Consider the following 14,337-nt stretch of genomic DNA (forward strand, 5'->3'; position numbering starts at 1 on the left):
GGCACCTCGCTAAAAGATCAAAATGACAATCAATACTCCAAGCAGCAGCCCCAGGCTTTTGCTCATTTTTTCATATTTGCCCTGCTCATCTCTGGCCGCCAGCTCCTCCTGATTCAGTTGCTGCAAAGCCAGCGTGATATGAGTGGTCTGGTTAGACCTGTCACTGGTCCCGAGCGTACAGCTCAGCTGCCGGATAATCTCCTTCTCCGAAGCGTTCATGGCTGTGTTCTTCCAATGCATCTCCATAGCTTTATCGATTGCATCCTGAGCACTTCTATTATTAGGGGGACTCATTTCATCAGCAGCCGTAACAAAAAAGTGTTGAAGCGGCCCTCTGGCTTGAGCTCCTATTCTCCGAAGAGCTTCCGGCAATGGTGTAAAGCCGTACCTAATTTCAGTCTCCAGGCGCTGAAGCGCTGCTATTAAGCTGCGTATTTGCCGGGGCCTGTCAGCATATAGCCGAGCACGCTGAAGACCTGCCAGCGTGCCCGCCAGTACGATCATTACAGCTCCAAACAGCTTAAGCATAGGCATCACCACCCCGTCTCTCTTCCTGTGAAATGGTCAGCCTTCGATTCTGGTTATCCAGAATTCGAAAGGACATTCCTGACTCCGAACGATGTAAGATCACATATCGTTCGAACATCCTGTGTTCTAGCAATCCTCCCAGACCGGGTCTGCGGATCAGCTCGGACACTTCTTTGCCATGTGCCGTAGCCAACACAGAAATTCCGGCGTGAAGGGCTTCAGTGACTGCCTCTGCGTCCTCCGGACGACCGATTTCATCGGCCACCAGCACATCGGGAGATAAAGAACGAATCATCATCATCATCCCTTCTGCCTTGGGGCAGCCATCCAATATATCTGTCCGTGGCCCCACGTCAAAGCTGGGAATCCCTCGCCTGCTGCCTGCAATCTCAGAGCGTTCATCTACTATGCCAACCTTAAGTCCTGGACGGCTTCCCTGCCTCCCTGAGGAAATCTGCCGTGCCAAGTCACGGAGAAGGGTTGTTTTACCATGCTGAGGTGGTGAAAGGATTAGTGTATGAAGAACCCTCTGCCGGCTTCTATCGAACAAATACGGCAGGATAGCGTCGGCTGCACCCGGCACTGCACGGGCAATTCGTACATTGAAGCCGGTGATGTCACGTAGATGCTCAACACCGCCGCCGCTGAGTACAGTCCGCCCGGCAAGTCCAATTCTGTGACCCCCGGGAATGGTAATGAAGCCTTTACGCAATTCTTCCTCCATTGTGTAGAGTGAATGATTACTGATGAGATCCAGAAGACGGTGACTGTCCTCACGATCCGGCTTATAAGCTTCCTCAGGGTTCAGTGTCAACGTGCCATTCCCGGTAAGAAAATGATATTTTCCGGAATAATTGATTTCCAGAGGCCTTCCTTCCCGAACCCGGATTTCCTCAACCGTCATTAGGTTAGGGAGAGGCAAACGCTCAAGCAACGCTCGTACTTTTTCAGGAAACAACAGAAGCCATTCGTTAACCATACAAGGTACCCCCAAGTTGTCCTCTACTTCATCGCTTTATTCCATATTTATGCTTGTACGTGTCTTTTATGCCCTATAATCTATCATTTTTTCAGAATACCTATTAAGAGACACGCTACTCCGCAGGCTACCCAGCCCATCTTGCCCCAAGACAATTGCTGCGCCATCCCCGTCAACCCTATAGCTGTCGTTGTTATCAGAATAGTCGGCCCTACCAATGCCAGCGTCGAATTGATAACCAATGCCTTGTCCACCTGATTTAATCGAAGCATAAAAAGTGCAGCAGTGATTTCCAAACTCCCTGACAGCAGACGAAGGATAGCCATCCAACTCACGTACTTGTCCAAGTACACTCAACTCCTTTGGATATTTGTAACAATCTCTTTACCTATGCCCGACTCTTTCTTTTTCCGGCTATTATCCATGGATATGCAGGACTGTCCCACTTTAGACAGGGAGAAATGGCTAACCCAAAAACAATAGAAGTGTGAAAGATATCATAGTTATCATTCTCATAAAAAAATATCATCGGTATGATAAAATTATTTTTACAGAAAACTATTCATTACACGACTTTAAGACACAAGACAAAGAGGGGTTTTAGGTAATGCATATTCGAAATTATGGGGTTCCTTTTCCTACGGGGACTGTAATGAGGCGAGTTCGGGAAGTAGTTATTATCATTTTATCTGCCTTGCTGGTAGCCATTGGTTTGCGTCTGTTTCTTATTCCTCATCAATTATTAAGCGGTGGAGTAGCGGGGACAGCCTCAGTTATCGGTTATTTAACAAATCCTAAGTACATTTCATTGTATTATTTTGGCATCAACCTGCCGATTCTTATATGGGGTTTTGTTGTGGTAGGCAAAAAGTACATATGTCTTAGCATGCTGTCGGTTGTTTCTACTACATGGTTCTTAACAATTATCCCTCTTGGAAATGTTACAAAGGACCCCATTCTGGCCAGTATCTTCGGCGGGGTTATCATCGCAGGCGGGATAGGATTTTCTCTGCGTGCCGGGGGCTCGTCAGGGGGCTTTGATATTCTGGGCTCCATTATTACACGCAAACGCGACATCCCAATGGGGAGTGTATTGTTCGTAATGGATGGTCTAGTCATTCTTAGTCTAGGCTTCTTCAAAAGCTGGGATTCCGCCTTGTACGCGATGCTGTGTATCTTTGTAAAAAGCAGGATTGTAGATATGATCCACATTCGGCATGTGAAATTAACTTGTTTTATTGTTACAAAAGAGCGTGACCGCATGCTTAGCCAGTTGAAGTTATTGCCGCATGGGGTAACTGTTGTAAATGCAGAGGGCGGGTACAGTCACGAGGGGAATACGATGCTTATGACAGTCACCACAAGATACGAGCTGGCCGATTTAAGAAAAACGATCCTTGAGACCGATCCGAAATCCTTCGTCAATATCCTTGAAACTGTTGAAATCGTGGGCAGGTTTAGAAGGCAGGGGTAGGGCAGTTAGCGGTTCCTTTATGTAAGACCAACGTTGACCTTGCTGAGGACGCTCCGCGAACGGACCGTTGTTACAATCGCTGTGGTCTCCAGATTTTTTTCATTCCCCTTAGCGGTGAAAATCCGGAGACCAAGGCGACCGCTTACGCTTTTTCACAATCGTTCCGTCCACTCCGCTGTTTAAGCTGGAAAAGTTACTACATTCATAAACAAACGCAGAGTAGCGATTCTCCCGTTATTGGAGAATCGCTACTTTGCATTTTTGGCCTACTACGTCTTACTTCAGCACGTTATGGGTAAGTGAAAGCCACCCGACCTCAAGCGTCACTTTCTCCATGCCGCGGAGCAGAAATTACCCGATGCCCCGGTGGTTCTATGAACGCACTTTCCAGTTCTGTTATTCGGCACACGGCGAAGGCGTAACCTTCCTCACTTCGTAGAATTTTTCGCGCTTAATTCTGGCACTACAATCGTTCCATACTGACGACCATTTCCCAATATCCTGCCCGCTTTTGTACAACGTCCTTCAGTGGGCAACCCTCGCATCTTGGCTGCGGTGATGACGTTTTCTTATTTCATATCCAATCGCTAAGCTTTACTTGCTTTCTTTGCGTAAATGCAATGTTTTGTCCAGTTGGGCACGGCCACGTATCCTCGACTTCGTCGTGCCTCCAGTTCTCAATCTTTCCGCATTGTCTTTCCAGGCTTTACTTTAACCATTTCGCATGTGGTGTTGCTGAAGTTATTCCTGTCGTCAAGCTGCTTTTGGTACTACTCATATTTCAGCAATCTTGATAATAGTCTTTTTGAAGCTTCCGCACTGCTTTCTTAAGGGGTTTGGCTTTGGGTTCTCTAATAGCTGGGTTTCAAGTTTCTGTGACACTTGTTCAAATTTCTCGCTGCTTAACTCGGTAGACTCCCAGAGTTTAGTGAGGTCTCTTCCGAGGTATTCGTGTTCTTCTTGGTTCTCTGCCGCTTCGATGTTTGCGAACAAGGCAAAATTGAAGAACAAAGGTAAATACGGTTTAGAGAATGTAATTTATTCGCTCGGAACGAAAATGGTTAATGGTACCGAGATCCGGGCGCTGCCGACCAGCTCACATGAAAGGGATACTCTCGCATTAAAGCTTTGGCAATTTGTCTTGAGGAATAGAGGCGTTGGGTGTAGGCATAGATAATAATTTTGGTGAGCATTTCAGGGTGATAACTGTCGCGGCAGCTGCCAGATTCATTTGCAAGCAAAGTTAGTGGTACTTCCATTTACCAAAAGGGGCGATTTCTTTTTTGTAGTTTTTAAGAGATCTGTAGACACTTTTTCCGCGAAGACAGCGGAGAGGACGGACTGATTGTGGAAAAGCGGCAGCGTTCGCCCGAAAGTTTTCTGAAGGAAAACTAGCTTCGAAAGCATAAGCTGTCTCCGGATTTTCACCGCTAAGGAGAATGAAAAAAATCTGGAGACCACAGCGATTGTAACAACAGTTCGTACGCGGAGCGTCCTCACAAGCACATCTGTTTATCCAACTTCAAAAACAAGGGCTGCCCCAAGAAACCATTTCATGGCTTTTGGGACAACCCCTGTCTTTTTTACGTTTTTTCACCGATTAGCTAGTTTTTAACGCCGATCCTGGGGCCCGCCGACAAAAGCCTGCTCTACAGTATCCAGATTGTAGGCAGTGTGCAGCGCTTGGATGATGCTTTGAAGATTGCCGGCTTCAATGACACAGGATACTTTTATTTCTGAAGTACTAACCATTTTGATGCTTACGCCCTCTTTAGAAAGAACATCGAACATTTGAGCCGCAACACCCGGATGACTGACCATTCCTGCACCCACAATAGATACCTTGATTAGGTTGTCCTCGGAGGTGACTTCACGGAAAGGTAGCTCTGCATGGAGCTGTTGAATAACTGCTTTCGCCCGCTCCAGATCATTGAGTCCTACGGTAAAGGAGAAATCGGCTTTGTCATTCAAAACTCCGCTTTGGACGATAATATCTACGTCAATCTCTTCTTGGGCCAGCTTGCCAAAGACCTGTGCCAGAACACCTGGAACATCAGGTACTCCCAAAATACTGATTCGGGCCACATTCTTGTCATATGCAATACCGCTTACGATTACCCCTTGCTCCATGCTTGCTTCCTCCTTCACAACAGTACCTTCATTATGGTTAAAGCTAGATCTGACGACCAGCTTCACTTGGTGACGTTTGGCATACTCTACCGCACGGGGATGCAGTACAGCAGCGCCCAAATTAGCGAGTTCAAGCATTTCATCATAGGAGATTTCCTTCAGCTTTCGTGCAGACTTCACAATACGCGGATCGGTAGAGTATATACCGTCAACGTCTGTATAAATTTCGCACACATCCGCTTTGATCGCTGCAGCCAACGCGACAGCTGTTGTATCGGAGCCTCCGCGTCCCAATGTAGTGATCTCGCCTTCCAAAGTCATTCCCTGAAAACCAGCGACAATAACAATTTGTTCCCGTTCGAGAGATTCAAGCACACGCCGTGGGACAATCTCGTTAATGCGAGCCCGTCCGTGAGTTTCATCCGTACGGAAACCAGCCTGCCAGCCCGTATAGGATACGGCATTACGGCCAATCCCATGAAGAGCTATAGACAAGAGGGCAACAGATATTTGTTCTCCAGTTGTCAGCAGCATATCCATTTCGCGGGCGGGCGGTTGCCCGTTAAGCTGATTGGCCTGGTCGATCAATTCATCCGTAGTATCCCCCATGGCGGATACAACGACAACGCAGCGATGCCCTTCGTCCTGTTTCTCTGCGATGCGTTTGGCGACGCGCTTCATTCGTTCTGTGTCGCCGACGGAGCTGCCTCCGAATTTCATGACATAAAGTGACAAAGTCCTTCTCACTCCTAACCTAGGTCTGTGTAGTGTATTTCTATCGGTTTCCCGCTTTAAACCAGTATAATACGAAAATACCGCTTGGGATATTGAATTTATGAAAATTTTTGTTACAGATACGGGATTTTGAATTCATCCCAAAGCCAAAAGCCCCCTCCGCAAGCAGCGGGGAGGCTAATAAACGCAGCATCTTAGCTCTACGCGCGGGAGATATATTTACCTTCGCGTGTATCAATCAGCAGAACATCATCTTCATTAATGAACAGAGGAACCTGCACGTTCAGACCGGTTTCGACTTTTGCAAATTTAGTTGCGCCTTGTGCTGTGTTACCTTTGATACCAGGCTCGGTTTCTACAACCTTCAGTTCAACACTGGTAGGTAAGTTAACTCCAAGAATTTCATTTTGATAGCTAACGATTTTCACGTCCATGTTTTCTTTCAAGAAGTTCAATTCCCACTCTAACTGCTTAGCATCCAGTGTGAATTGATCATAAGTTTCGTTATCCATAAACACGTGCTCTTGGGCACTTGCATACAAATATTGAACCGCACGGTTCTCAATAATTGCCCGTCCGATAGTTTCGCCTGCGCGGAACGTACGCTCCACAGTGTTCCCGTTACGCAGGTTTTTAAGCTTGGAGCGAACAAATGCTGCGCCTTTACCTGGTTTTACATGCTGAAAGTCTAGAACTGTAAAAATATCTCCGTCTACCTCTACGGTTAATCCTGTTTTGAAATCGTTAACTGAAATCACTAAAAAACGCCTCCTGAGAAAAAATAAATTTGTGCCTTTATAAGTAAATATAAACGATGCGAGGGAATTGTTACAGTACTGTATAGTTTTTGGATGAATGGGTGAGCAATGAAATACCGCTCTCTGTAACCACTACATCATCTTCTATTCGTACGCCGCCAATTCCAGGCAGATAAATCCCCGGCTCCACGGTCACAACCATACCAGGCTGCAAGATATCATCGCTCAGTTTGGATAGACGCGGCCATTCATGAACCTCCATGCCCAATCCATGTCCGGTACTGTGTCCGAATTGATCCCCATAACCGTAACGGGTTATAATATCACGCGCCAACGCGTCACATTCCCTTCCGGTCATCCCGGGCTTGATATGTGCCAAGGCATGCAGCTGAGCCTCCAGTACGATATCATAAATCTCCTTCAGCTTAGGATTCGGAGTACCTAGCGCCACCGTCCGGGTAAGATCTGAGCAATACCCGTCAAGCAATGCACCGAAATCGAAAGTCACGAATTCATCGCCGAGAATCACACGGCTGCTCGCTACTCCATGCGGCATAGCTGAGCGCTCACCGGATGCCACAATCGTGTCGAAGGAAGAAGAGGTCGCGCCATGTGTGCGCATGTAAAACTCCATCTCAAGATCCACATCACGCTCGGTCATACCCGGCTTCAATACGTTCAGAATATGATGGAAGGTGTCGTCCGCCAAATCAGCAGCCCGTCCCATAACAGCCAGTTCCTCTGCATCCTTAATCATACGCAGATCCTCTACTGCTTTGGAGACTGGCACCAGTTCAGCAGGTTTCAGAGCTTCTGCGTAGGCAGTATAAGCGCTGAAAGTAACATCATCCTGCTCGAATCCCACACGGACTTTTCCGCCTGAAGGTAAAAGCTCCCGCACCGTATCAATGAATTTTGGTCCATGCTCTACAATGGTAAGTCCCGCCGCCTGTTCTGCAGCTTGAGTCCTATACCTGAAGTCCGTTAATAAATAACTTTCCTCAGCCGTAATCAGCACATAACCGGACGAACCGGTAAACCCGCTTAAATATCGGCGGTTAATACCGCTGGTTATTAACATCGCATCCAATCCGCGAGCCTGCAAAACCTTACGCAGCTTGGAGACACGATTGTTTCCCATATTCATTCTCCTCTCGAAATAGCCACATTGTATTTTAACATAGGGCTATGCCATTGAGAAGTAATTTCGCGCGTCAGGCTACACTTATCCTTTCTTCACGTCTTCTCTCGTCGGTATACTCAATGGTGATCGTATAGCCAATAAATAAGCCCCATAGCAAAAATATGCAAAATTCAGTAATTACTGTATTCCACGGCAGTTTGAAAGGCCCCTGCTGCAGAAACATCCATGACCCCGCCAGAAAAAGAGCGGACCACCATAACACTCCATAAATCATACCCGGCCAAGGTCCCTTGAGCTTACGTAGAATCAATACATACAGTAGGGATGCAATCACTGAAAAAACGATAAACAATAAATAGCCAATCAAATGCCCTTCCGGCTTGACTAGAAAATCATGTTTAAAAAAAGGTTCTGCTAAAAAGCCGGGAACCACCTTTGTAAAATGCATTGCGTAGAATAACCATCGCATTGCCCCCCAAATCAATCCGGCAAAAAAACCTAACTCCATAGCAAATAGCCAAGGATTTGTATGCTCCGACCTTTGTTGGTGTGATTTACTCATTTTAAGCACGCCCCACTTTCTTCATATATTAGGAACATTTCCACAGTTCTCTCCTTATAGACTAGTATGCACAGCAAAAGGCGATCCAACTAGTAATGTCGTAGAAAATTAGTTACAATGGTTTATATACAAAAACATAATAAATAAATTACGAGAAGGTGAATTGGTTGTCCCAGAAATCTCCAAGTTACGGCGGGCAAGCTGTCATAGAAGGTGTTATGTTCGGCGGCAAGCATATTAACGTAACAGCCGTACGGCGGAAGAATCAGGAAATTACATTTTTGGAGGTGCCGAAGAGCGATAAGAGCTGGGTTATTAAACTGCGCAGGATACCGCTGCTTCGCGGCCTTGTCAGTATTATAGATTCCAGCGCTAAAGGCTCCAAGCATCTGAACTATTCAGCGGAAGCCTTCGCCGAAGACGAGGTTCCGCCTGAAGAAACGGCGAAACCGAAGAAAAAGGATGAAGGCTGGAGCCTGGGAATGATGCTCGGTGTTGCAGTCATGGGTATATTATCCTTTATATTTGGAAAACTTATCTTTACGCTTGTCCCAGTCCTTGTCGAGGATTTTCTATTCAAAAAAGCATTCGATAACTATGTTTTGCACAATTTGGTGGAAGGTGCAATTAAGCTGATCCTGTTGCTTGTTTACCTTTGGGCGATTACCCTTACTCCAGTTGTGAAACGGTTGTTCCAGTATCACGGTGCAGAACACAAGGTCATCAGCGCTTTTGAAGCGGGAGAAGAACTAACGGTACGAAATGTACAAAAGTACAGTCGCCTGCATTATCGTTGCGGCAGCAGCTTTATGATGTTGACCATTATCTTGGGAGTTATCATTTACTCTCTTGTCCCGTGGGATACGTTGTGGGAGCGGGTAATGCAGCGGGTTATCTTGCTACCGTTAGTAATCGGGGTATCCTTTGAAGTACTGAAGGGTACTAATGCAGTGAAGAATGTACCAGGCTTGAAGTACCTTGGCTATCCAGGATTATGGCTTCAGCTTTTGACCACCAAAGAGCCAAAGGATGATCAAGTAGAAGTATCCATCGCTTCCTTTAACCGCATGCGGGAATTGGATGCAGCTATTGAAGCAAGAGGTTATGCAGAAGTAAATGTACCTGGAGGCATTTTGGACCCTGCGAAAGGATGAGTGGCCTATGATCAGGCATGCTTTGATTTTTTGGAGTGCAGTGCTGCTCGCGGTAATTGGGCTTGTAGATGGATTCGTGAGGTACGGTTTCAGCTCACTGACACGTTTAATAATCCCCCTAGTATTGTGTGCTGTTCTTTATCTGCTCTATAAATATCCACCTCGACGTATGAATAACAACAGTAGATCAAAAACTAAGGTTAAAGCTTCTCCAAAAACAATGGCGAAGGTAGCCGGTTTACGTAAGTCCCACACTTCGGGCGGCAAGCGCAAAAGCTATCCGTTTCAAGTCATTGAAGGAAGCAAAGGCAAAAACGATGATCAACTTCCCAAATATCACTAGGCAACTTTAAAAGGCATCTACCGTCATTAGTGAACCGGTAGATGCCTTTTTTTGATATCAATAATAGCTCACCTTTTAGGTCTCCACTCACGGAAAAATGTTTGCCCTGCCTTGAACCCGGATGCATACAGCTCATCACTTTGGAGCTTTGTAACTTCAAATTGGGTAGTACCGATGCCTAACGTGGGGATTTTCACCGTTCGTACAAATTTCTCCTGCTCGATATACCGTTCATCGTGAGCGGACAACATGGTTCCGACCATTGCCTGAAGCATAGTGACCGGGCCGGTGATCCGATAGGGCTGCGGATCTGTTTTGCCGATCATTTGAAAGCCTACCGTGGGGACGGGGATCTTCTTACGATTCTCATGTTCATCAAACAACCACATTGGAAAATTGCTTAGTAAACCTCCATCCACTGTATATACAAATTGTTCAGGAAAAGATTTACCCTTTGCAAATTCTCCATTTAAACGCAGTAACACGGGATCAAAAAAGTAGGGGATACTGCAGCTCATTCTAACGGCTTTGGCAACTTCAAATTGGTCAGGGGATATTCCGTACTCCTTCAGTCCTTCCGGCAGCACCACAATTCTGCCGTTTGTAATATCCGAAGCGATAATAGACAGTTTACCTGAAGGCAGATCACGAAAGGTAACAATTCCACGTTGCCGCAGAATACCGCGTACCCACGATTCCAACGCCTCGCCGGAGTACAATCCCTTTTTCAACATCACACGCAGTGCAGGCCCTACAATCGGGGTATTGTACAGGGGTGCTCTTTTTAGAAAAGAGGTAAAAGAGGTTCCGCGAATAATCACGCTCATCTCTTCCCCTGTATAACCGGCTGCCAGCATTGCGGATACTATAGACCCGGAGGATGTGCCTGCAACTCTTTGGAAGGAGACTCCGGCTTGTTCCGCTGCCTGCACCGCTCCGGCCAACGAAATCCCCTTAACCCCACCACCTTCAAATACAGCATTGATCTCCATGCAGAAATCCCCCGCTCCCATTGATTCTACTGCTTATCTATGAGCACGGAGGATGTTTAATGACTGGTTATTAAATTACATTTCGTTTGAAGAATAAGGTCAGTAATCCCGCTAGTCCGAATGGATCTCTTGCCGTAATATCATTTGCTCTGAACATAATACTACCTTCAACTTCATCATACAGATCGTTATATTCTAATTGATTGATGATTTGCATCCCGCTTTGCCACTCCGGGCTTTTATCAGTTCCTACCTTATAAGAGGCCATACCAATATACAACTTCACACCGCTGTTGCGAACTTCCTTTACCCACCAATCCACCAACTTATCATAACGTGCAGTCTCGAAAGACAAGCTCCAGTAGATCTGCGGGGCGACATAATCGATCCAGCCTTGAGAAATCCATGTTCTAACATCAGCATACATGCTGTCATACGCGGTAACGCCTGCTTTCGTATCAGAACCTGTACTGTCCATTTTTATGTTTCTCCATACTCCAAACGGACTGATACCATAGGACAAGGATGGCTTAACAGCATGAATCTGGTTGCCTAGATTACGGACAAAATCATTAATGTTATCTCGGCGCCAGTTGTCTTTAGTGGGAATAGAATTTATGTTATAAGACTTGTAAGCCTCATCGTCAGCGAACGCTACACCCGAGGGATAAAAATAATCATCCAGATGCACACCGTCTATTTTGTAGCCTTTGACAACTTCCATTACTGTATCAATAATTTGTTGCCGCGCTTCTGGAATGCCGGGATTAATATATAACTTACCGCCCGCGTTCACAATCCATTCCGGATGGGCTTTGGCGACGTGGCTGCTTGCCAAAGAAGCTGTAGAAGAATCTGTCGTTGCTCGAAAAGGGTTGAACCAGGCGTGAATTTGCATCCCTCGCTCATGTGCTGCCTCAACCATATAATCAAGCGGATCATATCCGGGATCTTTCCCCTGTGTACCCGTCAGCACTTTAGACCAAGGTACAATCGTTGAAGGGTACAGACTGTCACCAGAAGGTCGAACCTGCACGAATACAGCATTGAATCCTACTGACTTCAGCTTATCCAACAAACTGTCAAACTCCGCTTTCTGTTTATCTATCTTCCCTGCCGAGGACACCGAAGGCCAGTCCAGATTATAGACTGTAGATATCCAGGCTCCCTTCATAGCCTTTCCAGTCTTCGTTCCGGGAAGGGTCGGAAGGTTTGGTTTGGGTGGAGCAGGCACAGTCGGTACAGTGGGCTGAGTAGGTGTGACCGGATCTATAACCTGCGGCGGTTCCGCATTAGAGAATAAAGAGATGTGCTTTGCCGCCTGATTCCATACTACCTGGAGCCCTAGCTGCTCCCCTACGAAGCGAAGTGGTACCATGATCCGCCCTTGCTTAATCTGTACAGAAGTGTCCAGAACAACTGAAGAACCATTAACGAGCGCCGTTTTTTTGCCATTTACCAACTTAAGAACGGTTTGATCTTGAGTAATAGTTACGGTCTTGGTTGCTTGATCCCATCTAACACCAGCACCGAGACCCTGACTAATGATCCCCAGTGGAACCATAGTAACATTAGAAGTTGTAATATAAGGGTTAACATCGCCCGTTAATGCTCTTCCATCCAATTCAATCGTTATTACAGCAGTAGCTGCACGGGCACCGGATGATATAAGGGGCAAGCACAATACGATCAGCAGTAGTCCTACTATCCATTTACGGTAATTCATTATTTCCTCCCCATTTAAATAAATATAACAAAAAAACGGCATCATCCTAAAAAGGACAATACCGTTTTGACGTAAAAAATGGTAAAAGGTTGCGCTGAAGCCGCGGATTTAAGTATCGCTGACCAATTCAAGATGAATATCATATAAAGTCTGGAGACGCGCCTCGTCACGACGGAAATATTCTACCAGGGTTTCTATACGTGTAATGGAATCCCAGCTCAAGTGATGCTCGATTCCTTCTACATCTCTATAAATATTCTCCTGCTGCACCCCGATCAGACCAAGGAATTCCTCCAACAGTTGATGACGGTCAACAAGACGTTTTCCTACTTTTTTACCTTTGGTGGTTAGGACAAGCCCACGATATTTCTCATAGATGAGATATTCGTCCTTATCCAGTTTTTGGATCATCTTGGTCACAGAGGAGGGGTGTACTTCCAGTCCCTCGGCAATATCCGAGACCCGCGCATAACCTTTCTCGTCTATGAGCTTGTATATGCGCTCCAAATAATCCTCCATGCTGGGTGTTGGCATCAAATTTTACCTCTTTTCTATAAATAAGCATGGCGCTAAGCCAAACCTTGCTCTAACAATGATACATGTTCCCACCGCACCTTGGCAAGTCCTGAGGGTATTAACAGTTGCTTCTGCACATCATTGCCATGGTTTCAATCCAGCCGAAATGTGCAGATTAATGTTATCCCACTTAAGGAGCGTGAACGTATGACTGTGGTGACACCTGAGCTCCCTCCTGCAAAACGTAAAAGAAAGCCAACCGGCCTCTTTATTCCCGAATTAGTTTTTTTCGAGCCGGATTCACTACAATATCCTAAAGGTGAACGCATTATGGAATGGGTCAAGGCCCATAACATCGAATACCGCATGACGACTTCACACAATCGCATTCTAAATTTTCCAGGTGAAACGGAGGCTGAGCAGTATAAAATTGCCAAAAGAACGCTCGTAGTCGGCCTCCGAAAAACCCTAACTTTCGATCAGTCCAAGCCGTCTGCCGATTATGCTATACCGATTGCTACGGGTTGCATGGGTCACTGCCATTATTGTTACCTGCAAACCACGTTAGGTGCAAAACCTTATATTCGAGTATACGTAAATACAGGTGATGTTATCGCTGCCGCCAAAAAGTATATCGAAGAGCGCACGCCAGAAATAACTACGTTTGAAGCCGCCTGTACCTCCGACCCGCTAGGGCTGGAACATATCACTGGTTCTCTCGAAGAACTGATTACCTTTATGGCGAATGAGCCTCTCGGACGTCTTCGTTTTGTGACCAAATATCAGCATGTCGAGCCACTGCTGAATTTGAAGCACAATGATCATACTCGAATTCGCTTTAGTGTAAATGCTGATTACGTAATTAAGAATTTCGAACCCGCCACCTCGAGCTTTGAGGAACGGATAGAAGCAGCCGGTAAGGTTGCTAGAGCGGGTTATCCGCTGGGCTTCATCATTGCCCCGATTATTTGGCATGAAGGCTGGGAGAAGGGCTACGCTGAGCTGCTTCGCAAGTTAGGTGAAACGCTGCCCCCCGAAGCCGGAAAAAGCCTCACCTTTGAAATGATTCAGCACCGGTTCACCAAAACAGCTAAGACTGTTATTGAGAAACGCTATCCTAAATCCAAGCTGGAAATGGACATTGAGAAGCGCAAGAAAAAATGGGGTCGATGGGGCCAGAACAAATATGTATACCCGGATGAACAACAAACCGCCCTGCGCGAATTTATCACAGAGCGGATTTTTGAACATTTCCCGGAAGCGGGAATCGATTATTTCACTTAAGTTCAAACCGTT

General features: G+C 46.2%; 14 protein-coding genes and 1 pseudogene. 4 read left to right on the forward strand and 11 right to left on the reverse strand.

Annotated elements, in window-relative coordinates; genetic code table 11:
• Window positions 1-9: 9 nt before the first annotated feature.
• The 3 genes from spoIIIAB to PWYN_RS24965 all read right to left on the reverse strand — a co-directional run bounded on the left by spoIIIAB (window position 10) and on the right by PWYN_RS24965 (window position 1,854).
• Complete coding sequence (gene spoIIIAB / locus PWYN_RS24955; RefSeq protein WP_036657578.1) at window positions 10-528, reverse strand: stage III sporulation protein SpoIIIAB; 519 nt, start codon at window positions 526-528, stop codon at window positions 10-12.
• Window positions 521-1,507, reverse strand: coding sequence for a stage III sporulation protein AA (gene spoIIIAA / locus PWYN_RS24960; protein WP_036657582.1), 987 nt, complete (start codon window positions 1,505-1,507; stop codon window positions 521-523). The genes spoIIIAB and spoIIIAA overlap by 8 nt, the downstream gene beginning before the upstream one ends.
• An 83-nt stretch (window positions 1,508-1,590) precedes the next feature.
• Complete coding sequence (locus tag PWYN_RS24965) at window positions 1,591-1,854, reverse strand: YqhV family protein (RefSeq protein WP_420805804.1); 264 nt, start codon at window positions 1,852-1,854, stop codon at window positions 1,591-1,593.
• A 260-nt stretch (window positions 1,855-2,114) separates the two neighbouring features.
• Between PWYN_RS24965 and PWYN_RS24970 the strand changes: the two genes are divergently transcribed.
• Complete coding sequence (locus PWYN_RS24970) at window positions 2,115-2,981, forward strand: YitT family protein (protein WP_052088392.1); 867 nt, start codon at window positions 2,115-2,117, stop codon at window positions 2,979-2,981.
• 1,027 nt (window positions 2,982-4,008) lie between these two features.
• Here PWYN_RS24970 and PWYN_RS28910 read toward each other — a convergent pair.
• From PWYN_RS28910 to PWYN_RS25000, 5 genes and pseudogenes are all read right to left on the reverse strand, one after another.
• A pseudogene (locus PWYN_RS28910) lies at window positions 4,009-4,204 on the reverse strand (transposase); the annotation flags it as partial.
• A 388-nt stretch (window positions 4,205-4,592) separates the two neighbouring features.
• Window positions 4,593-5,846, reverse strand: coding sequence for an aspartate kinase (locus tag PWYN_RS24985; protein ID WP_036657593.1), 1,254 nt, complete (start codon window positions 5,844-5,846; stop codon window positions 4,593-4,595).
• 200 nt (window positions 5,847-6,046) lie between these two features.
• Window positions 6,047-6,604 (reverse strand): elongation factor P, encoded by a 558-nt coding sequence (gene efp, locus PWYN_RS24990; protein ID WP_036657595.1) that lies wholly within the window; start codon window positions 6,602-6,604, stop codon window positions 6,047-6,049.
• A gap of 70 nt (window positions 6,605-6,674) precedes the next feature.
• Entirely contained in the window at window positions 6,675-7,745 is a 1,071-nt protein-coding gene (locus PWYN_RS24995) for a M24 family metallopeptidase (protein WP_036657597.1), read from the reverse strand.
• A gap of 73 nt (window positions 7,746-7,818) precedes the next feature.
• Window positions 7,819-8,310, reverse strand: coding sequence for a YqhR family membrane protein (locus PWYN_RS25000; RefSeq protein ID WP_036657599.1), 492 nt, complete (start codon window positions 8,308-8,310; stop codon window positions 7,819-7,821).
• A 218-nt stretch (window positions 8,311-8,528) separates the two neighbouring features.
• Here PWYN_RS25000 and PWYN_RS25005 point away from each other — a divergent pair, with 218 nt between their 5' ends.
• Window positions 8,529-9,464, forward strand: a complete 936-nt coding sequence (locus PWYN_RS25005) for a DUF1385 domain-containing protein (protein WP_420805828.1) — start codon at window positions 8,529-8,531, stop codon at window positions 9,462-9,464.
• A gap of 7 nt (window positions 9,465-9,471) precedes the next feature.
• Complete coding sequence (locus PWYN_RS25010; protein ID WP_036657604.1) at window positions 9,472-9,807, forward strand: hypothetical protein; 336 nt, start codon at window positions 9,472-9,474, stop codon at window positions 9,805-9,807.
• A gap of 68 nt (window positions 9,808-9,875) precedes the next feature.
• Here PWYN_RS25010 and PWYN_RS25015 read toward each other — a convergent pair whose 3' ends face one another.
• The 3 genes from PWYN_RS25015 to mntR all read right to left on the reverse strand — a co-directional run bounded on the left by PWYN_RS25015 (window position 9,876) and on the right by mntR (window position 13,059).
• Window positions 9,876-10,799, reverse strand: coding sequence for a patatin-like phospholipase family protein (locus PWYN_RS25015; protein WP_036657606.1), 924 nt, complete (start codon window positions 10,797-10,799; stop codon window positions 9,876-9,878).
• 70 nt (window positions 10,800-10,869) lie between these two features.
• Window positions 10,870-12,525 carry a family 10 glycosylhydrolase gene (locus tag PWYN_RS25020; protein WP_036657608.1) on the reverse strand — a complete coding sequence of 552 codons (1,656 nt, stop codon included), beginning with the start codon at window positions 12,523-12,525 and terminating at the stop codon, window positions 10,870-10,872.
• A 108-nt stretch (window positions 12,526-12,633) separates the two neighbouring features.
• On the reverse strand, window positions 12,634-13,059 hold the full coding sequence (gene mntR, locus PWYN_RS25025; protein ID WP_036657610.1) for a transcriptional regulator MntR: 426 nt from the start codon (window positions 13,057-13,059) through the stop codon (window positions 12,634-12,636).
• Window positions 13,060-13,248: 189 nt separating this feature from the next.
• Between mntR and splB the strand changes: the two genes are divergently transcribed.
• The gene (splB, locus tag PWYN_RS25030) at window positions 13,249-14,325 is read left to right on the forward strand and encodes a spore photoproduct lyase (RefSeq protein ID WP_052088394.1); all 1,077 of its coding nucleotides are present in this window, start codon (window positions 13,249-13,251) and stop codon (window positions 14,323-14,325) included.
• Window positions 14,326-14,337: the final 12 nt, after the last annotated feature.

The organism is Paenibacillus wynnii (genome assembly GCF_000757885.1).
GTDB lineage: Bacteria > Bacillota > Bacilli > Paenibacillales > Paenibacillaceae > Paenibacillus_AQ > Paenibacillus_AQ wynnii.